Source organism: Acidovorax soli (assembly GCF_900107605.1).
Taxonomy (GTDB): domain Bacteria; phylum Pseudomonadota; class Gammaproteobacteria; order Burkholderiales; family Burkholderiaceae_C; genus Acidovorax; species Acidovorax soli.
This window is the reverse complement of record NZ_FNQJ01000030.1, coordinates 1-18,356: the sequence shown is the minus strand read 5'-3', so window position 1 is coordinate 18,356 and position 18,356 is coordinate 1. Positions and strand designations below refer to the sequence as shown.

Here is an 18,356-nt window from a genome sequence, read left to right as displayed (position 1 = left end):
TGCCCCATGCTGCGCCTTGCCGCCATCGTCCTGCTGCTGGCCAATACCGGCTATTACGCCTGGTCGCAGGGCTGGCTGCGCACCTGGGGGCTGGCGCCGGCCGAGCAGTCCGAGCCCCACCGCCTGGCGCAGCAGATCCGCCCCGAGACGCTGCGCATACTGCCGGCCCGCGACACCGCCCCGGTGGCCAGCGAGGCCCCTGCCGAGGCCGCCACGGTGTGCCTGCAGGCCGGTGTGCTGAACACGCGCCAGGCCGACGCCGTGCGCAGCGCCGCCGCCGGCCTGCCGCAAGACAGCTGGAGCCTGGAACCCATCACCATTGCCGGGCGCTGGATGGTGTACATGGGCCGCTTTGCCGACGACGAGGCGCTGGAAAAGAAACGCGCCGAGCTGCGCGCCCGCAAGCTGCCCTTTGACCGCCCCGGCAACCCCGCCCTGGAGCCGGGCCTGTCGCTGGGCCGCTTTGGCACAGAAGAAGCCGCCCAGCGGGCGCTGGCCACACTCAACGGCCAGGGCGTGCGCACCGCCAAAGTGGTGGCGGAACGGGCCGAGGCCCAGGGCTTCACGCTGCGCCTGCCCGCCCTGGACAGCGCCACGCGCGCACAGGCCGAAACCCAGCTGCGCCAGGCCCTGGGCGACAAGGCCCTGCGCGCCTGCCCCTGAGACAATTGGAAGAAAAACGGCTGCAGCGCTCTATAGCAAAGCGCTACATGCTGCCGTTTCAACAGCAACCCACCGCCTGTACCCGGGCGGGCTCAGCCCTGCGGAGCATCGGCGTCCGGCGAGCGCGCGGCAAAGCGCACCGTGAACCGCGCGCCCGGTGGTTGCTGGCCCGGGTGGGCATCTTCCAGCAGCACCTCGGCCGCATGCTGGCGCGCGATCTCCAGCACGATGGGCAGGCCCAGGCCCGAGCCGTCGGCCTCGCTGCCCAGCGCCCGGTAAAAGGGCTGGAAGACCAGCTCGCGCTCGGACTCGGGCACGCCGGGCCCCGAGTCTTCCACCTGCAGCAGCAGCACATGGCCAAAGGTGTCGGCCAGCACGCGGGCAGTGACCACGCCGGGCTTGTCGGGGGTGGAGGGGGTGTAGTTGATGGCGTTGTCCACCAGGTTGCGCACCAGCTCCTTGAGCAAGGTGGGGTTGCCATCCACCCAGACGCCGGGGGCGCCAGGCTGGGCTCCGTCGTAGCCCAGGTCGATCTGCTTGTCGAGCGCGCGCGGCACCGAGTCGCGCACCACCTCGATGGTCAGGCGGGCCAGGTCGCAGGGCACGCGGGCAATGCCCGCGCCGCTGCCCTCGGCACGCGCCAGCGCCAGCAGCTGGTTGACGGTGTGCGTGGCACGGATGCTGGAGCGGCCAATCTGCTGCAGCGAGCGCTTGAGCTCTTCGGTGCTGGTGCCCTCGCGCTGGGCCAGGTCCGCCTGCATGCGCAGCCCCGCCAGCGGTGTCTTGAGCTGGTGGGCCGCGTCGGCCAGAAAGCGCTTTTGCGTGGCCAGCGAGTCGCCCAGGCGCGTGAGCAGGTCGTTGACGGACGACACCAGCGGCGCCACTTCCAGCGGCACGGTGCGGTCGTCCAGCGGCGAGAGGTCGTCGGGGCTGCGCTCGCGGATGCGCTGCTCCAGCTGGTTCAGCGGCTGGATGCCGCGCGCCAGCGCCAGCCACACCAGCAGCACCGCCAGCGGCAGGATGACGAACTGCGGCAGCATCACGCCCTTGATGATTTCGGTGGCCAGCACGCTGCGCTTTTCGCGCGTTTCGGCCACCTGCACCAGGGCCAGCGGCGCATCGGGCAGCGGCAGGCGCACCCAGATGTAGGCCACGCGGATCTCCACGCCGCGCAACTCGGCGTCGCGCAGGCGCACGTCGCCGGGCGCGGGGCGGTCGTCGTCTTCGGGTTGCGGCAGATCGCGTTCGCCCGAGAGCAGCTTGCGCCCGGGGCCCATCACCTGGTAGTAAACGATGTCGGAATCGTCGGCGCGCAGGATCTCGCTGGCTGGCTGGGGCAGGTTGAACTGCACCTTGCTGTGCTGCACCGTCACCAGCTGCGCCAGCGCATGGGCGTTGTATTCGAGCGCACGGTCAAACGGCTTGTTGGCCAGGCCCTGCGCCACCAGCCAGGTCAGCGCCAGGCTCACGGGCCACAGCAGCAGCAGCGGCGTGAGCATCCAGTCGAGGATTTCGCCGAACAGGGAGCGCTGCTCGCGCTGGAAGATTTTCAAGGTTTCAAGCCTTTTTGGCCTCTGGCGCTTATCCAATAAGCGCCAAAAGCTATTATTTTTGCTTCAAACTTGGACACCGCACTCACCCACAGCCGGTGCAACTGGCGCGGCCCAGGCCAGTGCACCCGTGGAACTGGCTTTGCCAGGCCACCGGGTGCGTCCCCCTCCCGAAGGAGAGGGGGAAGGCGCGAAGCGACTCAGGGGGTGCATCCTTATCCAGGAATCTTTTCCAGGCAGTAGCCCAGCCCGCGCACCGTGGCAATGCGGATCGGGCCTTTCTCGATCTTCTTGCGCAGGCGGTGAATGTAGACCTCAATGGCGTTGTTGCTCACCTCCTCGCCCCACTCGCACAGGCGCTCCACCAGCTGCTCCTTGCTCACCAGGCGGCCGGCACGCTGCAGCAGCACTTCGAGCAGGCCCAGCTCGCGCGCCGACAGCTCGACCATCTTGCCGTCGATGGTGGCCACGCGGCCGGCCTGGTCGTACACCAGGGGCCCGTGCTTGATGGCACTGCTGGTGCCGCCCATGCCCCGGCGCGTGAGGGCGCGCACGCGGGCTTCGAGCTCCTGCAGGCTGAACGGCTTGGCCATGTAGTCGTCGGCGCCGTAGTCCAGCCCCTTCACGCGCTCGTCCACGCTGTCGGCGGCGGTGAGGATGAGCACCGGCAGGGCCGAGCCCCGGCTGCGCAGGCGCTTGAGCACCTCCAGGCCGTGCATCCTGGGCAGGCCCAGGTCGAGGATGAGCAGGTCGAACTCGTTGTTGGTCATGAGCGCGGCATCGGCCTCGCTGCCGCTGGCCACATGGTCCACCACGGCGCCCGATCCGCGCAGCGTGCGCAGCAGGCCATCGGCCAGCACCTGGTCGTCTTCGGCAATGAGGATGCGCATGCGGGGTCTCCTGGTGGGGGGCAGCGGTCTGGCGCCGCGCCTGTGCCACGATTTTAGGCGGCGCAGCCCCGCAAATGCTGCGCACTTTGCCGGGAGAACGCGGCGGTGGCGCGCTGCCCCCCCCCGGCCACCGCTGCCTTTCAGCGCGGATCGGTGGCCAGCAGCTTGTGCACCAGGGCCTGCAGGTCGGCCTGCAGGCGGGCCATGCCCTCGGGGTGCTGCGCCAGCGTGTGCTCGTCCATGTAGAGCTTGCGGTTGATCTCGACCTGGATGCTGTGGCGCTGCTGCGCCGGGTTGCCGTAGCGGCGCACCAGCTCCACGCCTTTGTACGGGTGGTTGTAGTCCACGCTGTAGCCGCAGCCGCGCAGGTGCTCGCAGATCAGGGCCGCCAGCGCCGGGCTGGCCGTGCTGCCGTCGCGGTCGCCCACCACGAAGTCGGCATGCACGAGGCCCGGGAATTCCGTGGCAAAACGCCCGGCCACCGCGGGCATGGAGTGGCAGTTGAGGTGGATGCTGTAGCCGTGGCGCGCATGGGCCGCGTCGATGGCCGCGCCCACCGCCGCGTGGTAGGGGCGCCAGCAGCGGTCGATGCGTGCGCGCACCTCGGCCACGGACAGCAGGCGCTGGTAGATGGGCTCGCCGTCGTCGGTGAACTTCCAGACCAGGCCCTTGCCCAGGCGCACCTTGCTGAGCACCTTGGGGTCGGTGGAGAGGGGTTCGGTCCATTCACCATCGAGCAGCGTGGTGTCCAGCTCGGTGGTGTCGCGGTTGGCATCGAGGTAGATGCGGGGGAAATGGGCCTCGATCCAGGCCACGCCGAGCGCGGGGGCAAAGGCGTAGATCTTCTCGACATGCGTGTCTTCCGCGCGGCGCAGCGTGGCCAGGTCGAGTGCGGAGCCAAAGTCGGCGGGGTACTGGGTGCCGCTGTGCGGGGAGTCGAGCACCAGCGGCGTGGTGCCGGGCTGGTGCGACACCATGCGCACGGGCGGCGTTGCGCCACCGGGCGAGCCCGTGGCACCGGGCTGGGCTTGCTGGAAGCGGTGGTTGATGAGTTTCAAGGCTGCATGCATAGGCAGAGTGTGCTGAATGGGGGGCGGCCGGCCTCGCCGCCCGGACCCGACAGACCCCATGGTTATTCCTGTGCCTGTCCGGCTGTGGCCTTCGGGCCCGCAGGCCCGTGCTGCGATCAGTCGAGGCTGACCTTGGCGAATGCCGCCACGCTCTTCATCTTGTCGATTTCGCGGGCGATCTGGGCCGTGAAGGCCTTGGGCGTCGTGCCCGAGGGGTACAGCCCCTGCGCGGCCAGCCGCTCACGCACGGCGGGCTCCTGCAGGGCCTGGGCCACGGCCTGCTGGATGCGATCCACGGCCGCCGCCGGCGTGCCGGCCGGCGCCACCAGGCCAAACCACGACGGATCGTTGTTGGCGGCATGGCCCAGTTCGCCGTAGGTAGGCACATCGGGCAGCACATCCAGCCGCTGGGGCCACGAAACGGCCAGCGCCTTGACCTTGCCGGCCTTGACGTGCGGCAGCGACGAAGCCACCTGGTCAAAGTACACCGCCACCTGGCCCGCCAGCACGTCGTTGATGGCCGGGCCCGCGCCACGGTAGGGGATGTGCACCATCGAGGTACCCGTGCTGCTCTTGAACAGCTCGCCCCACATGTGGCCGATGGTGCCGTTGCCCGGCGTGGCATACGACACCTTGCCGGGGTTGGCCTTGAGATATTTCACCAGGTCGGCAAAGTCCTTGACGGGCAGCGCCTTGGGGTTGACCACGATGACGCCCGGGGCCTTGACGATCTCGGTCACGCCGACGAAATCCCTGGTGGGGTTGTAGGGCAGCTTGCTGTACACGGCGGGGTTCACGCCATGGGTGGACAGCGTGGCCACGCCGATGGTGAGGCCGTCTGCCGGGGCGCGGGCCACTTCCGCCATGCCGATGGAGCCGCCCGCACCACCGCGGTTTTCCAGCACCACGGGCTGCTTGAGGATGCGGGCCATGGCGTCCTGCAGCGTGCGTGCCGTGATGTCGGTGGCGCCCCCGGGCGGGAAGGGAACGATCATGCGCAGTGGCTTGCCCTCCTGGGCAAAAGACATTCCAGGCGCTAAAGATACGGTTGCCAATGTGGCCAGCAGGTGACGGCGTTGCATAGCTTGTTTCTCCTTTGAGATGCACCGAGGTTAACGAAAGGGACGCCATTGACCAAGCAATGGATATGCCTGATAACATTCCAATCTGGAATGTTTTGAGTACCACCACCATGTCGCTGCGCCGCCTCGCGCCCCCGCTGCACCTGCTGCGCGCGTTCTCCACCGTGGCGCGGTTCGGTGGCGTCTCGCGCGCCGCCGAGGCGCTGCACCTCACGCAGAGCGCCGTCAGCAAGCAGGTCAAGGACCTGGAGACCTGGGTGGGCGTGCCGCTGTTCGAGCGCACCCGCAAGCGCCTGGCCCTCACCCCTGCCGGCGAACGCTACGAGAAGGCCGTGCAGGCCGTGCTGCTGCAACTCGAAGCCGCCACGCTGGAGCTCATCACCAGCGACGACGGCGGCGGCGCGCTGCACCTGTCGAGCCTGCCCACCTTTGGCGCCAAGTGGCTCATTCCACGGCTGCCGCAGTTTCAGCAGCAGCATCCGCAGGTCACGCTGCATTTCGTGCCCTATGTGCACAGCTACAACTTCGAGCGGCCCGAGCTCGACTGCGCCATTCTGTTTGGCGATGGCCACTGGCCTGGCGCCCACGCCCACTACATCACGGGCAACGACGTGGCGCTGATCGCCCCGCGCGCCAAGGTGGCCGACTGGCCCATCCATGCCCCGCGCGATGTGGCGCGCCACACCCTGCTGCGCCATGTGACCGTGCCCGAGGCCTGGCTGCGCTGGAGCGAGACGCACGGCGTGCCGGGCGCCATCGACCCGCTGGCCGGCCCGCAGTTCGACCAGTTCCAGACCATGATCCGCGCCGTGATGGCGGGCATGGGCCTGGCCCTGGTGCCGCGCTGCCTGGTGCAGGACGAAATCACCGCCGGCCTGGTGCGCGAGCCCCTGTCCGATGCCGCCCAGCGCGGCGGCTACCAGAGCGATGTGGGCTACTGGCTCTGCTACCCCGAAGGGCGCACGCAGCTGCATGCGCTGCAGTGCTTTCGGCAATGGCTGCTGGCCTGCGCCGCGCCGGCGGGTGCTCAGGCGCCGGCGTCGCCGCCCGCGTAGGCCTCCAGCCCAATGGCCACCACGGTGGCCACGTCGTGGCCCACCTCGGCGCGAAACTCTGCCTCGGCCTGCGCCACCGCGTCCCGGAACGCCTGCAGCCAGGCCAGCCCCGTGGGTGTGAAGCACACCCGGCGCGCGCGTGCGTCCAGCGGATCGGCCGCGCGCGTGACCAGCCCCCAGGCCTCGCACTGGTCCACCAGGTGGGCCATGGCCTGCTTGGTCATGCCCGCGCGCTGGGCCAGGTCGGTCAGGCGGTCGCCCGACAGCGCAAGGTGCCGGGTGATATGCACATGGGCAGCGGTCACCTGGTCGCGCGCCGCTAGGTTGGACAAGGCCAGCGGCACCTCGACATTGCGCGCCATGAGCTGCAGCACCCGGGCATCGAAGCGGCGCAGCGCGCTGCCCATGAGGCGCCCGAGGTGGGTCTGGCGCCAGCGTTCGTCTGGCCCCTGGGAAGGCGCAGGGGAAGCGGCGGCAGGGGAAAAATCACTCATGCCAAATTGTCAGGCAAACTGACTAAAATTGCTTTGTTTTGATTCCACAGCGCACATAAACTACTGTTCAAGCATCCAGCCTGTAATTAACCGCAGAGCGATGCCAGCATCCAACCTGTTGTTTTTCAAGGAGTTTCTCATGGACGTCGCAGTCAAAGGCACCAACCCCGCATTGCCCGCAAACGCCGAAAAGGCCAAGGCCCTGGCCGCCGCGCTCGCCCAGATCGAGAAGCAATTTGGCAAGGGCACCATCATGCGCCTGGGCGAGGGCGAGGTGATCGAGGACATCCAGGTGGTCTCCACCGGCTCGCTGGGCCTGGACATTGCCCTGGGCGTGGGCGGCCTGCCGCGCGGCCGCGTGGTCGAGATCTACGGCCCCGAATCCTCGGGCAAGACCACGCTCACGCTGCAGGTGATTGCCGAGATGCAAAAGCAGGGCGGCACCTGCGCGTTTGTGGATGCCGAGCACGCCCTCGATGTGCAATACGCCCAGAAGCTGGGTGTGCAGCTGTCCGACCTGCTGATCAGCCAGCCCGACACCGGCGAGCAGGCGCTCGAAATCGTGGACAGCCTGGTGCGCTCGGGCGCCGTGGACCTGATCGTGGTCGACTCCGTCGCCGCCCTCACCCCCAAGGCCGAAATCGAAGGCGAAATGGGCGACAGCCTGCCCGGCCTGCAGGCCCGCCTGATGAGCCAGGCGCTGCGCAAGCTGACCTCCACCATCAAGAAGACCAACTGCATGGTCATCTTCATCAACCAGATCCGCATGAAGATCGGCGTGATGTTCGGCTCGCCCGAAACCACCACCGGCGGCAATGCGCTCAAGTTCTACGCCTCGGTGCGCCTGGATATCCGCCGCACCGGCACCATCAAGAAGGGCGACGACGCCATCGGCAACGAAACCAAGGTGAAGGTGGTCAAGAACAAGGTGAGCCCGCCCTTCAAGACGGCCGAGTTCGACATCCTGTTCGGCGAAGGCATCAGCCGCGAGGGCGAGATCATCGACATGGGCGTGAACGCCAAGATCGTCGAGAAGGCCGGCGCCTGGTATGCCTACAACGGCGAAAAGATCGGCCAGGGCCGCGACAACGCCCGCGAGTTCCTGCGCGAAAACCCCGATCTGGCCCGCGAGATCGAGAACAAGGTGCGCGAGAGCCTGGGCATCGCCCTGCTGCCTGCCGCCCTGCAAGCCGCACCCGCCGGCAAGCCCGCCAAGGGCGATAAGGAAGACAAGTAAGCAAGGCAAGCAGCGGGCGCTTGTCCGATAAGCGCCAGTAGCCATCCATAGCAGAGCATCACCGCCATGGGCTTTGGCACACTTTCCCTGAAGGGCCGCGCACTGCGGCTGCTGGCCCAGCGCGAGCATTCGCGCGCCGAGCTGACCACCAAGCTGGCGCGCCATGTGCAAGAGGGCGATGACCTGAACGCCGTGCTCGACGAGTTGCAGGCCAAGGATTTCATCAACGCCGCACGCGTGGCCGAATCGCTGGTGCACCGCCGCGCCGCGCGGCTGGGCACGCAGCGCCTGGTGCAGGAGCTGCGCGGCAAGGGGCTCGACGATGATCTGGTGCGCGCCACGGCCGAACGCCTGCGCGCCACCGAACAGGAGCGCGCCCAGGCCGTCTGGCGCCAGCGCTTTGGCCGCGTGGCCACCGATGCGCAGGAGCGGGCGCGGCAGATGCGCTTTCTGGCCGCGCGCGGTTTTGCGGGCGATGTGGTGCGCCGCGTGGTGCAGTGCGGCAGCCCGGACGAAGAAGTGGAGTGAAAGCGCGGGAGAGGTTGCGGCAATCCTCCGTGGCCGGCTTCACCGCAGAATTGAAACCAGAAAAGCCGAAAGCACCTTGCCGATAAGCGCCGCCAGCTCTTCAATAATGAGCAAATCCTTTGCCGAATCTGCCCATCCACAGTGCAACGCTCCGCAGCCGCGGGGCCTGCCGGCTCACAGACCCAGCATCAACTGCAGGTTTTGCACCGCCGCACCGCTGGCACCCTTGCCCAGGTTGTCGAGGCGGGCCACCAGCACCGCGTGGCGGTAAGTTTCGTTGGCGAACACGCGCAGCTCCAGCCGGTTGGTGTCGTTGAGCGCGGTGGGTTCGAGCTTGCCGTCTTCGGTGGGCGGCAGAACGCTCACCCATTGCGCAGGCGTGTTGCTTTGCGCGTAGTGCGCCGCCAGCGCGTCGTGCAGATCGGCCGCCTTGGGCTGGCCCGGCAGCAGATCCAGGTGCAGGGGCAGTTGCACCAGCATGCCCTGGCGGAAGTTGCCAACAGCGGGCACAAAAATGGGCCGGCGTGTCAGCCCGGTGTATTTCAGGATCTCCGGCAGGTGCTTGTGCGACAGGCCCAGCGCATACAGCTCGAACGGCGCCGCCTGGCCCTGCTCATAGGCTTCGATCATGGTGCGGCCGCCGCCCGAGTAGCCACTGACCGAGGGCAGCGCAAGCGGAAAGTCCTTCGGCACCAGGCCTGCATCGACCAGCGGGCGCAGCAAGGCAATGGCACCGGTGGCATAGCAGCCGGGGTTGGAGACGCGCAGCGCCTCGCGCACGGCCTGCGCCTGGCCCGCGGCCAGCTCGGGGAAACCAAACACCCAGCCGGGCGCAGTGCGGTGCGCGGTGCTGGCGTCGATCACCTTGACCTGGCGGCCGGTGGTCTTTTCGATGTCATCGACCATGGCCACGGTCTCGCGTGCGGCATCGTCGTGCAGGCACAGCACCACCAGATCGACACCCGCAATCAGGTCGCGCTTGGCAGCGGGGTCCTTGCGCAACGCAGGGGCAATGCTCACCAGCTCGACCTGCGGCATGGCCTGCAGGCGCTCGCGGATCTGCAGGCCCGTGGTGCCGGCTTCGCCATCAATAAAGATTCTGGACATCGGAAAGCTCCTGCAAGGGGGTGATTGCGCGCTGACCCACCCCTGTAAGCTTGGCACAAGGGATGGTGCATTGCAGCATGATACAGTCGCCGGCTGCCATGTCCCCGCCCGCGGCCAGACAATAGTCCATGGTAAACGGGTAAATACCACCCTTCCCTGAGAGAGACCTCATGAAGATTCACGAATACCAAGGCAAGGAAATCTTGCGCAATTTTGGTGTGCCCGTTCCGCGTGGCATTCCCGCATTCACGGTGCAAGAAGCCGTTGAAGCAGCCCAGAAGCTCGGCGGCCCCGTGTGGGTGGTCAAGGCCCAGATCCACGCCGGTGGCCGTGGCAAGGGCGGCGGCGTGAAGGTTGCCAAGACCATCGACGACGTCAAGCGCCTCGCTGGCGACATCCTGGGCATGCAGCTCAAGACGCACCAGACCGGCCCCGAAGGCCAGAAGGTCCGCCGCCTGTACATCGAAGACGGCGCCGACATCAAGAACGAACTGTATGTGTCGCTGGTGACCGACCGCGCCACGCAGAAGGTGGCCCTGATCGCTTCGTCCGAGGGCGGCATGGACATCGAGGAAGTGGCCCACTCCACGCCCGAGAAGATCATCACCGAGATGATCGATCCGCTCACCGGCATCACCGCCGAGCAGAGCAAGAAGGTGGCTGCAGCCATCGGCCTGACCGGCGCCTCCATCGACCAGGCCGTGGACATCTTCGCCAAGATCTACAAGTGCTACATGGACACCGACGCGTCGCTGGTGGAAATCAACCCGCTGAACTGCGACTCCAAGGGCAATCTGATGGCCCTGGACGCGAAGTTCAACTTTGACCCCAACGCCCTGTTCCGCCACCCCGAAATCGTGGCCTTCCGCGATCTGGACGAAGAAGATCCGGCCGAAGTGGAAGCCTCCAAGTTCGACCTGGCCTACATCAGCCTGGACGGCAACATCGGCTGCCTGGTGAACGGCGCCGGCCTGGCCATGGCCACCATGGACACCATCAAGCTGTTCGGCGGCGAGCCTGCCAACTTCCTGGACGTGGGCGGCGGCGCTACCCCCGAGAAGGTCACCGAAGCCTTCAAGATCATGCTCAAGAACCCCAAGGTCGAGGGCATCCTGGTCAACATCTTCGGCGGCATCATGAAGTGCGACACCATCGCCACCGGCGTGATCACCGCCTGCAAGGCCGTGAACCTGAACGTGCCGCTGGTCGTGCGCATGAAGGGCACGAACGAAGAGCTGGGCAAGAAGATGCTGGCCGAAAGCGGCCTGCCCATCATCGCTGCAGACACCATGGCCGAAGCTGCGACCAAGATCGTTGCTGCCGTGTCCAAATAATTTTGCGGGACAGACCGCAGGCCGCGCAGCGGACAAGCTCTGTCCCCAACTGAATAGGTAACTCTCATGTCGATCTACATCAACAAAGACACCAAGGTCATCACCCAGGGCATCACGGGCAAGACCGGCCAGTTCCACACCGAAAAGTGCCAGGAATACGCGAACGGCAAGAACGCCTTCGTGGCCGGCGTGAACCCCAAGAAGGCCGGCGAATCGATCTTCAACATCCCGATTTACGCCTCCGTCAAGGAAGCCGCGCAGCAGACCGGCGCCACCGTGTCGGTGATCTACGTGCCGCCCGCAGGCGCCGCCGACGCCATCTGGGAAGCCGTCGAAGCCGACCTGGACATGGCGATCTGCATCACCGAAGGCATTCCCGTCAAGGACATGCTGATGGTGCGCAACAAGATGAAAGCCAAGGAAGCCGCTGGCGGCAAGAAGACCCTGCTGCTGGGTCCCAACTGCCCCGGCCTGATCACGCCCGACGAGATCAAGATCGGCATCATGCCCGGCCACATCCACCGCAAGGGCCGCATCGGCGTGGTGAGCCGTTCGGGCACGCTGACGTACGAAGCCGTGGCCATGCTGACGGAAGTGGGCCTGGGCCAGTCGAGCGCCGTGGGCATTGGTGGCGACCCCATCAATGGCTTGAAGCACATCGACGTGATGAAGGCTTTCAACGACGATCCGGACACCGACGCCGTCATCATGATTGGCGAAATCGGCGGTCCCGATGAAGCCGAAGCCGCCCAGTGGTGCAAGGCCAACATGAAGAAGCCTATCGTGGGCTTCATCGCTGGCGTGACGGCCCCTCCCGGCAAGCGCATGGGCCACGCTGGCGCGCTGATCTCCGGCGGCGCCGACACGGCCGATGCCAAGCTCGCCATCATGGAAGAGTCGGGTTTCATCATCACCCGCAACCCGTCGGAACTGGGCAAGCTGCTCAAGGCCCAGCTGAAGTAATTCTCGTAAGCAGAATTACGGACGACCCGGGCGCCCTCGCCCGATAAACTGGCTGCTCCAAAAAAACAGAAGCGCCCGAAACCAAGGTTTCGGGCGCTTCTTGCATTCATAACAATGGAGTGAAGTCATGGAATTTCTGCACAGTGCCGATTTCTGGATCGGTCTCATCAAGATCGTCTGGATCAACATCATCCTGTCCGGTGACAACGCGGTTGTCATTGCACTGGCCGCGCGCTCCCTGCCGCCGCACCAACAGCGCAAGGCGGTTTTCTGGGGCTCCGGCGCGGCCGTGGTGTTGCGCATCGTGCTGACAGTGGTGGCTGCCAAGCTGCTGGAGCTGTCGTTCCTGCAGATCGTGGGCGGCTGCCTGCTGCTGTGGATCGGCCTGCAACTGCTCAGCGACGACGGCGACGAGGAGGGCGAATCCAAGTCCCACGGCAACCTCATGGCCGCCGTACGCACCATCCTGATTGCCGACCTGGTGATGAGCCTGGACAACGTGATTGCCGTGGCCGCCGCCGCCCATGGCAACCTGGTGCTGCTGGTGCTGGGCCTGGCCATCAGCATTCCGCTGGTGATCTTTGGCAGCACGCTGATGATCAAGCTGATGGAACGCTTTCCGGTCATCGTGGTCCTGGGTGCGGCACTGATCGGCTGGGTGGGCGGCGAAACCATTGTCAGCGACGCCTCATTGCACGACTTTGCTCTGGCACACCCGGCCCTGCACTACGTGGCCGCCGCACTGGGCGCCGCGTTCGTGGTGGGCATCGGAAAATTCTGGCCACGTCTCCGGCGTGCCGCGTCCTCACAGTAACCAAGAAGGCATGGGTCGTGACAAAAATGACACGCCCATGACACCCCGCTCCCCGCCTCGGCGGAAAAAAGGGCCGGCATGGAGCGCCGTCCCCTGCCAACCCGGGCAGATGACCCCTTGGCGATGCCCAAGCCGACGCGGGCGCAGAAATTGCTTTTAACCCGTGCCCCACCGTACGACCGAGAGCCGTTTTTGATCATGCAAAGCCATCGCCATCCATGAACCCAGGCATGGTCCCGATTCCTGCCGCCATGGCACGGCCAGACAAAGCACTCGTCTATGATGCGAAGCGCGATGCCAATGGGCCAGACATGGCAGATTTCCAGACACCGGTGCTGGAACTTGCCACGGTCCGCAATTCGGGGCTTCCGCCGAATTCGGCTGCCTGACGACGCACGCGGCAACCTCCATGACCTATGAATTTTTTGCCCGCACCGACTGCGGACGGGTGCGCAACAACAACGAAGATGCGGTGGCCATCGACCGTGATGCGCGCATCACAATTCTGGCGGACGGCATGGGCGGCTACAACGCGGGTGAAGTGGCCAGCGCCATGGCCACCACCTTCATTCGCACGGAGATGGCGCGCTGGCTGGCCCAGGCCGGCAAGAATGCACCGGCTGCCGATGTACGCAGGGCGCTTGAGATCTGCGTCGAAAACGCCAACCATGCCGTGCTGGGCGCATCCCTTTCCAACCCCCTTTATGCAGGCATGGGCACCACGCTGGTCGTGGGTGTTTTTCGGGATGCCCGGCTCATCCTGGGGCACATCGGCGACTCGCGCTGTTACCGCCTGCGCGGCGGCGTTTTGCAGCAAATCACGCGCGACCACTCGTGGCTGCAGGAACAGGTGGACGCCGGCTTGCTCACGCCCCAGCAGGCCGCCGCATCCAGCAGCCGCAACCTCGTCACGCGTGCGCTGGGCGTAGAACCCCACGTGCAGATGGAAGTGAACGAGTTCCAGGTGGCCCCGGACGATTTGTTCCTCATGTGCTCGGACGGCCTGACCGACATGGTTTCCGATGCCGACCTGGCGGAAATGGTGCGCGCACCCCTGTCACTCGAAGAAAAAGCCACGCTGCTCATCGACACCGCCAATGCCCATGGAGGGCGCGACAACATCAGCGTGCTGCTCGTGCACATGGCGGCAGGCGGCAAAAAACGAGGTTTCATGTCCCGGTTGATCAGGACCGCATGATGCCGCTCAACCCCCCAATACCCCAACACCGCAGGAGTGGATCATGCCCAGAATGATCGTTTCGATCGACAGCGTCGTCATCAAGGACGTCGAATTGACCAAGGAGCGGACCACGCTGGGTCGGCGCCCCTACAACGATATCGTGATCGACAACCTGGCCGTCAGCGGCGAGCACGCCGTCATCCACATGGCCGATGGCGGCGTGGAAATTGAAGACCTGGGCAGCACCAACGGCACCTATGTCAATGCCAAGGCCGTCAAGCGCCAGGAACTGCGCAATGGTGACGTCATTGAAGTCGGCAAATACAAGATCCGCTTCCTCCAGGAGGCCGAGGGCGAAAATTTCGAAAAAACCATGCTCTTCAAGCCAGGCATGGCGCCTGCGCATGCTGCCGTGCCCCGCCCCGCGGTGGCGCCCACTCCCGTGGCAGCCACGCAGCAGTCGGCGGTCATTCGGGTGATGTCGGGCGCTGCTGCCGGGCGCGAGGTGGCCCTGCAGAAAGTGGTCACCACCATCGGCAAGCCTGGCGTGGCCGTGGCCTCCATCACCAAGCGCCACCAGGGCCATGTGCTGGCGCATGTCGAAGGCCCCGGCATGCCCCTGGTCAACGGTGCCGCCATCGGCGCCAATCCCCTGCCCCTCAAGCATGGCGACCGGATCACACTCGCAGGCACCGAGATGCAGTTCGAACTGGCATGATGCCCCGGGAGTGTGGCTGGCTCTCCAGCCCCACTCCCCTATTCGCTGGGAACGCAGACCGGGCGGTTGAGATCATCGCAACCCAGAGTAAGGCGGTGGCCTGAAAGTTCGCGAGTTGGGCTGCTCGGGCGCCATTGCCCAGCGCAGCCTGCACCCGACACCCCACACCCTGGCACAATTGCAAACCGGCAAACCGTGCCCCCTCTACATCACGCACACCAAGCCATCCGAGACGCAACTGATCGTCGAAGAACTCCGCCACTTCGACGCCATCGCACAGCCTGGCGACCAGGCCCCGCATGATATTTCGTGGCTACAGACGGGGTAGGAGTTTGGGGTGTGAACACCTATTGCCACGGGCGGCACAGTGAAATCAAACTTGCAAAGCTATTTTTTTGATAGCTATTAGCGCTTTTCACATCAGTATTTGAGGTTGATTTCACCGATTGACGACATACCTCAGATGTATTGCCCCAGCCGTTCGGACTGAGCCCTTCGATGAACTCAGGACAGGCTTGCCGAAGCCTTGCTCCTCTTGGCGCCAGCCCTTCGCACTCAGGGCGAAGGGTCCATCTGGAATAGCCACCCAATCAGGTGGTTCATCCCTGATTGGAATCCGACAGCGCACCTTTTCACACGGCACGCACTGGCTACCACCAATCCCATCGACTGACCGCCATCGAGAGCAGTGTTCAATTTGTAAGCCTAACTTGCACTTCGTGACAACCAGGGGGTGACAAAAATGTCTCGCGCCAGACCCTGATGCCGAATGCCGTTACAAAACCGCACTCTCATGCGGGCTTTGTAAGCAAAATGATACGACTAGTTTCATATTGCCGTTTGGCACGGATGCTGCTTCTACCTGTACGAGCCTGAAGAATTCTTCTGCAGGTTTTCATTTGCAATTGACTCCGAGGAGAAATTTATGAAGCGTTCCATGCAAAAGGGTTTCACCCTGATCGAATTGATGATCGTGGTGGCGATCATCGGTATTCTGGCTGCAGTGGCTCTGCCGGCTTACCAGGACTACACCATCCGCGCCAAGGTGGCTGAAGTGGTTCTGGCCGCATCGCAGTGTCGCACCAGCATCACGGAAACCGTGCAAAGCACGTCCAGCACCACATTGCCCGCAGCTAACGGTTGGGGCTGTGAGCAAAATATTACTGCGGCGGCCGCAAGTAACCCCAGCAAATATGTTCTCTCGATCGTGACTTCGAACGCTGGCGTTGTGACCGTTACGACGCCTGCCGCTACCGGCGCCAACGCTGCGCCCGATCTGAAAGATGCTGCCGCAAAGTCAATCCAATTGGTGCCTTACAAGGACGGAGCCACTCCTTTGGCTAATGGTGATGTTGGCCTCACGATCTTCAAATGGGTTTGCGGCCCCGCTACTGGGACCGGAGTCACTGGCATGCCACCAAAGTACCTGCCAGGCTCCTGCCGCGGTTAAGCTCTTTTGATCGCCTGCCATAAGCCGGCGCATAGAAGTAACAAAGGTGCGCTTTGAGCGCACCTTTTTTTTGTGATATGCAAAAAAAGGGGGGGGGCGATGGGGCAACCAATGAAAGAAAAGGGCATGGTTTGGGGGGGGGCCTTGTGTTGTCTTGCTTTTTTATTGCCCAACCACTACTCGCCCTGGCTCAGCTTTCATCAGGAGCTGGGGGTTGCGCTGGCATTGCTGCCGCTGTTCTTGAGGGCCAGCCTGCAGGGGCGCTCCATGAGTGCACTGACACTGGGCGCGGCCCTGCTATCAATGATGCCGCTGCTACAGCTTATCTCCGGCCAACTGTATTTCGCTGGTGATGGCTGGATGTCTGCGCTGTATCTGCTTGGGTTGGGCTGGGCCGTTCATGCAGGGTGGTTTAGCGTTGAGCGTGCCTCCAACATTGAGAGCGCGCCACTCATCTGCTTCACCAGTTTTTGGTGCGGACTGGTCATGGCCGGCCTGTTTTCAGTGGGCATTGCGGCACACCAGTGGCTGCTGCTGGGCAAACTCTCGGTATTCATTGCGGACATGCCCCCAGGGGGCAGGCCTTTTGCCAATCTTGCGCAACCCAACCAGTTGGCCACCCTGCTTTTGCTTGCAACAGCAGGTTTAATGTTTCTTTGGGAATCAGGGAAATTGACAGCCTTTTCCACCGTCGCTGCGGTGCTGGTATTGATTTTTGGTTTGGTCATGACGGGATCACGATCCGTCTTGTTGACATTGGCATGGCTGGTGCCTGCTTATTTTCTTCTGAGGCGTCGCTGTCAACTGCGAACAACGCCGGGCGCGTTTTCTCTTGTGGTTGGGGTGTTTTTGACCACTGGGTTGCTCTGGCCCTGGATCAACAACACTCTGCTGCTCCCCTCAGATATCACCACTGCCGTCGATCGCATGTCTATGCCAGACATTCGCAAGGTGTACTGGACCTCCATGCTGGATGCCATTGGTCGCGCACCCTGGGCCGGGTATGGATGGGGCCAGATCGGTGTCGCACAAACAGCAACCGCACTGGATTACCCGGCAACACACTCATTTTTTGACAGTTCACATAATCTGCTGCTGGATTTGGCTTTGTGGAATGGCTTGCCAGTGGCGCTTCTGGTCGCTTTAGGGCTTCTGCTGTGGTTCGGCTGGCAAATTCGACAATGCGCCGATCCACTGACTTGGGTGACTTTGGTGGCCATTGGTATGGTGTTTAGTCATGCCATGGTCGAATACCCATTGAACTATGCTTATTTTCTATTGCCTGTTGGCTTGTGGATGGGCGCGTTGTCGGCAATGCATCCGTTGCCGCTAGAGCGCTACTTGGCCCGTGGTGCCCGCTGGTGGCGCATAGGAGTGCCGCCTACAGGGGCTGCGGTATTGATCCTGTTCGTTACCGTGGTGGTGGAGTACCTTCCGTACGAGGAAGACTGGCGTCTGATGCGTTTTCAAGAATTGCATATCGGAGACCTGACGCCTCCAGAAGGCCCGCCGGTTTACCTGCTCACCCAACTCCACGAATTCATGCGGTTTGCACGCAAGCCGCAGACTCCGGGTATGACATCGCAAGACCTGGAAGGAATGCGCAAAATATCGGAACGTTACGCGTACCCTTCTTCCATGTACCGCTATGCACTGGCGCAAGCACTCAATAATGATCCTCACGGAGCACAGCAAACATTGGAGCGGCTGTGCAAGATGCAGTCCGTGGCGGCTTGCATAGATGCTCGACGCCAGTGGGACGTGGATGCCATCCGCCACTACCCACAATTAAGTACAGCACCTTTTCCATAAGTCGGCTGGAATCTCAACAAGATCGGCTGCGGATAGTCTGTGTCCTCCATCTAGCTCTGTTCACAGCACCTAATCGGGGGTCAGACTCCAATTTCGGCGAATTTGACCCGTGGAAGCGGTGCCTCAAGCCTTGACCGCAATAATAGAAATTGGGGTCAAAATTGGGGTCAGAGCCTGATTAATGACAGTTTTTGACCTCCAGCGCTGATGCAATAAGCGCCGAAAACTATCAGAACAGGACTCCCGCCCGCACACTCACCGCCCACCGAGCGCGGTTGCGAGACAGCCCAGCCCATGCAAAAATGACCAAGCGTTCCCCGATGGCCACCCAAATTCCCCCGCCTATGGCCACCTCAAACTCCCCCACCTGAACTGATCGGGGATAGGGGTTAAACGCCGGCGCCGTCGG

Annotated in this window: 18 protein-coding genes; 12 read left to right on the top strand and 6 right to left on the bottom strand. The window is 64.0% G+C overall.

Annotated features, from left to right (window positions below):
• Nucleotides 1-6 precede the first annotated feature (6 nt).
• Entirely contained in the window at nucleotides 7-663 is a 657-nt protein-coding gene (locus BLW02_RS15825) for a sporulation protein (RefSeq protein ID WP_092700091.1), read from the top strand.
• Nucleotides 664-755: 92 nt separating this feature from the next.
• On the opposite strand, the gene BLW02_RS15820 is transcribed toward BLW02_RS15825, so the two are convergent.
• The 4 genes from BLW02_RS15820 to BLW02_RS15805 all read right to left on the bottom strand — a co-directional run bounded on the left by BLW02_RS15820 (nucleotide 756) and on the right by BLW02_RS15805 (nucleotide 5,255).
• Nucleotides 756-2,216, bottom strand: coding sequence for a sensor histidine kinase (locus BLW02_RS15820; RefSeq protein ID WP_092700089.1), 1,461 nt, complete (start codon nucleotides 2,214-2,216; stop codon nucleotides 756-758).
• Between the two features lie 212 nt (nucleotides 2,217-2,428).
• Complete coding sequence (locus BLW02_RS15815) at nucleotides 2,429-3,103, bottom strand: response regulator (protein ID WP_092700088.1); 675 nt, start codon at nucleotides 3,101-3,103, stop codon at nucleotides 2,429-2,431.
• Between the two features lie 140 nt (nucleotides 3,104-3,243).
• Nucleotides 3,244-4,173, bottom strand: coding sequence for an N-formylglutamate amidohydrolase (locus BLW02_RS15810; protein WP_092700086.1), 930 nt, complete (start codon nucleotides 4,171-4,173; stop codon nucleotides 3,244-3,246).
• A 116-nt stretch (nucleotides 4,174-4,289) separates the two neighbouring features.
• Nucleotides 4,290-5,255, bottom strand: a complete 966-nt coding sequence (locus tag BLW02_RS15805; protein WP_092700084.1) for a tripartite tricarboxylate transporter substrate binding protein BugE — start codon at nucleotides 5,253-5,255, stop codon at nucleotides 4,290-4,292.
• 110 nt (nucleotides 5,256-5,365) lie between these two features.
• On the opposite strand from BLW02_RS15805, the gene BLW02_RS15800 reads away from it, so the two are divergent.
• Complete coding sequence (locus BLW02_RS15800) at nucleotides 5,366-6,310, top strand: LysR substrate-binding domain-containing protein (RefSeq protein WP_092700082.1); 945 nt, start codon at nucleotides 5,366-5,368, stop codon at nucleotides 6,308-6,310.
• On the opposite strand, the gene BLW02_RS15795 is transcribed toward BLW02_RS15800, so the two are convergent.
• The gene (locus tag BLW02_RS15795) at nucleotides 6,283-6,804 is read right to left on the bottom strand and encodes a MarR family winged helix-turn-helix transcriptional regulator (RefSeq protein ID WP_092700080.1); all 522 of its coding nucleotides are present in this window, start codon (nucleotides 6,802-6,804) and stop codon (nucleotides 6,283-6,285) included. The two genes, BLW02_RS15800 and BLW02_RS15795, sit on opposite strands and share 28 nt — an antisense overlap.
• A gap of 139 nt (nucleotides 6,805-6,943) precedes the next feature.
• Between BLW02_RS15795 and recA the strand changes: the two genes are divergently transcribed.
• On the top strand, nucleotides 6,944-8,041 hold the full coding sequence (recA, locus tag BLW02_RS15790; protein ID WP_092700129.1) for a recombinase RecA: 1,098 nt from the start codon (nucleotides 6,944-6,946) through the stop codon (nucleotides 8,039-8,041).
• Nucleotides 8,042-8,107: 66 nt separating this feature from the next.
• Complete coding sequence (gene recX / locus BLW02_RS15785) at nucleotides 8,108-8,569, top strand: recombination regulator RecX (protein ID WP_092700078.1); 462 nt, start codon at nucleotides 8,108-8,110, stop codon at nucleotides 8,567-8,569.
• Between the two features lie 174 nt (nucleotides 8,570-8,743).
• Here recX and argC read toward each other — a convergent pair whose 3' ends face one another.
• Nucleotides 8,744-9,676: an N-acetyl-gamma-glutamyl-phosphate reductase gene (gene argC, locus BLW02_RS15780; RefSeq protein WP_026435510.1), complete on the bottom strand. Its 933-nt coding sequence runs from the start codon at nucleotides 9,674-9,676 to the stop codon at nucleotides 8,744-8,746.
• Nucleotides 9,677-9,846: 170 nt separating this feature from the next.
• Here argC and sucC point away from each other — a divergent pair, with 170 nt between their 5' ends.
• The 8 genes from sucC to BLW02_RS15740 all read left to right on the top strand — a co-directional run bounded on the left by sucC (nucleotide 9,847) and on the right by BLW02_RS15740 (nucleotide 17,947).
• Nucleotides 9,847-11,010 (top strand): ADP-forming succinate--CoA ligase subunit beta, encoded by a 1,164-nt coding sequence (sucC, locus tag BLW02_RS15775; RefSeq protein WP_092700076.1) that lies wholly within the window; start codon nucleotides 9,847-9,849, stop codon nucleotides 11,008-11,010.
• Between the two features lie 66 nt (nucleotides 11,011-11,076).
• Nucleotides 11,077-11,973: a succinate--CoA ligase subunit alpha gene (gene sucD / locus BLW02_RS15770; RefSeq protein ID WP_026435513.1), complete on the top strand. Its 897-nt coding sequence runs from the start codon at nucleotides 11,077-11,079 to the stop codon at nucleotides 11,971-11,973.
• 127 nt (nucleotides 11,974-12,100) lie between these two features.
• Nucleotides 12,101-12,787: a TerC family protein gene (locus BLW02_RS15765; protein WP_092700074.1), complete on the top strand. Its 687-nt coding sequence runs from the start codon at nucleotides 12,101-12,103 to the stop codon at nucleotides 12,785-12,787.
• A 251-nt stretch (nucleotides 12,788-13,038) separates the two neighbouring features.
• The gene (locus BLW02_RS19955; protein ID WP_159433795.1) at nucleotides 13,039-13,176 is read left to right on the top strand and encodes a hypothetical protein; all 138 of its coding nucleotides are present in this window, start codon (nucleotides 13,039-13,041) and stop codon (nucleotides 13,174-13,176) included.
• A gap of 20 nt (nucleotides 13,177-13,196) precedes the next feature.
• Nucleotides 13,197-13,985 (top strand): Stp1/IreP family PP2C-type Ser/Thr phosphatase, encoded by a 789-nt coding sequence (locus BLW02_RS15760; RefSeq protein ID WP_026435515.1) that lies wholly within the window; start codon nucleotides 13,197-13,199, stop codon nucleotides 13,983-13,985.
• Between the two features lie 43 nt (nucleotides 13,986-14,028).
• Nucleotides 14,029-14,685, top strand: a complete 657-nt coding sequence (locus tag BLW02_RS15755) for an FHA domain-containing protein (RefSeq protein WP_092700072.1) — start codon at nucleotides 14,029-14,031, stop codon at nucleotides 14,683-14,685.
• 925 nt (nucleotides 14,686-15,610) lie between these two features.
• Nucleotides 15,611-16,135 (top strand): pilin, encoded by a 525-nt coding sequence (locus tag BLW02_RS15745; RefSeq protein WP_092700068.1) that lies wholly within the window; start codon nucleotides 15,611-15,613, stop codon nucleotides 16,133-16,135.
• Between the two features lie 111 nt (nucleotides 16,136-16,246).
• Nucleotides 16,247-17,947, top strand: coding sequence for a PglL family O-oligosaccharyltransferase (locus tag BLW02_RS15740; RefSeq protein ID WP_159433794.1), 1,701 nt, complete (start codon nucleotides 16,247-16,249; stop codon nucleotides 17,945-17,947).
• The last annotated feature ends 409 nt before the right edge of the window (nucleotides 17,948-18,356 follow it).

Excerpts from the sequence above, each read along its gene's own strand:
- BLW02_RS15755 (WP_092700072.1), top strand. The coding sequence starts at position 14,029 with ATGCCCAGAATGATCGTTTCGATCGACAGCGTCGTCATCAAGGACGTC.
- BLW02_RS15765 (WP_092700074.1), top strand. The coding sequence starts at position 12,101 with ATGGAATTTCTGCACAGTGCCGATTTCTGGATCGGTCTCATCAAGATC.
- sucC (WP_092700076.1), top strand. The coding sequence starts at position 9,847 with ATGAAGATTCACGAATACCAAGGCAAGGAAATCTTGCGCAATTTTGGT.
- BLW02_RS15825 (WP_092700091.1), top strand. The coding sequence starts at position 7 with ATGCTGCGCCTTGCCGCCATCGTCCTGCTGCTGGCCAATACCGGCTAT.
- BLW02_RS15740 (WP_159433794.1), top strand. The coding sequence starts at position 16,247 with ATGAAAGAAAAGGGCATGGTTTGGGGGGGGGCCTTGTGTTGTCTTGCT.
- recA (WP_092700129.1), top strand. The coding sequence starts at position 6,944 with ATGGACGTCGCAGTCAAAGGCACCAACCCCGCATTGCCCGCAAACGCC.
- BLW02_RS19955 (WP_159433795.1), top strand. The coding sequence starts at position 13,039 with ATGGCACGGCCAGACAAAGCACTCGTCTATGATGCGAAGCGCGATGCC.
- BLW02_RS15800 (WP_092700082.1), top strand. The coding sequence starts at position 5,366 with ATGTCGCTGCGCCGCCTCGCGCCCCCGCTGCACCTGCTGCGCGCGTTC.
- BLW02_RS15795 (WP_092700080.1), bottom strand. The coding sequence starts at position 6,804 with ATGAGTGATTTTTCCCCTGCCGCCGCTTCCCCTGCGCCTTCCCAGGGG.
- sucD (WP_026435513.1), top strand. The coding sequence starts at position 11,077 with ATGTCGATCTACATCAACAAAGACACCAAGGTCATCACCCAGGGCATC.
- BLW02_RS15810 (WP_092700086.1), bottom strand. The coding sequence starts at position 4,173 with ATGCATGCAGCCTTGAAACTCATCAACCACCGCTTCCAGCAAGCCCAG.
- BLW02_RS15805 (WP_092700084.1), bottom strand. The coding sequence starts at position 5,255 with ATGCAACGCCGTCACCTGCTGGCCACATTGGCAACCGTATCTTTAGCG.
- BLW02_RS15760 (WP_026435515.1), top strand. The coding sequence starts at position 13,197 with ATGACCTATGAATTTTTTGCCCGCACCGACTGCGGACGGGTGCGCAAC.
- BLW02_RS15815 (WP_092700088.1), bottom strand. The coding sequence starts at position 3,103 with ATGCGCATCCTCATTGCCGAAGACGACCAGGTGCTGGCCGATGGCCTG.
- recX (WP_092700078.1), top strand. The coding sequence starts at position 8,108 with ATGGGCTTTGGCACACTTTCCCTGAAGGGCCGCGCACTGCGGCTGCTG.
- BLW02_RS15745 (WP_092700068.1), top strand. The coding sequence starts at position 15,611 with ATGAAGCGTTCCATGCAAAAGGGTTTCACCCTGATCGAATTGATGATC.
- argC (WP_026435510.1), bottom strand. The coding sequence starts at position 9,676 with ATGTCCAGAATCTTTATTGATGGCGAAGCCGGCACCACGGGCCTGCAG.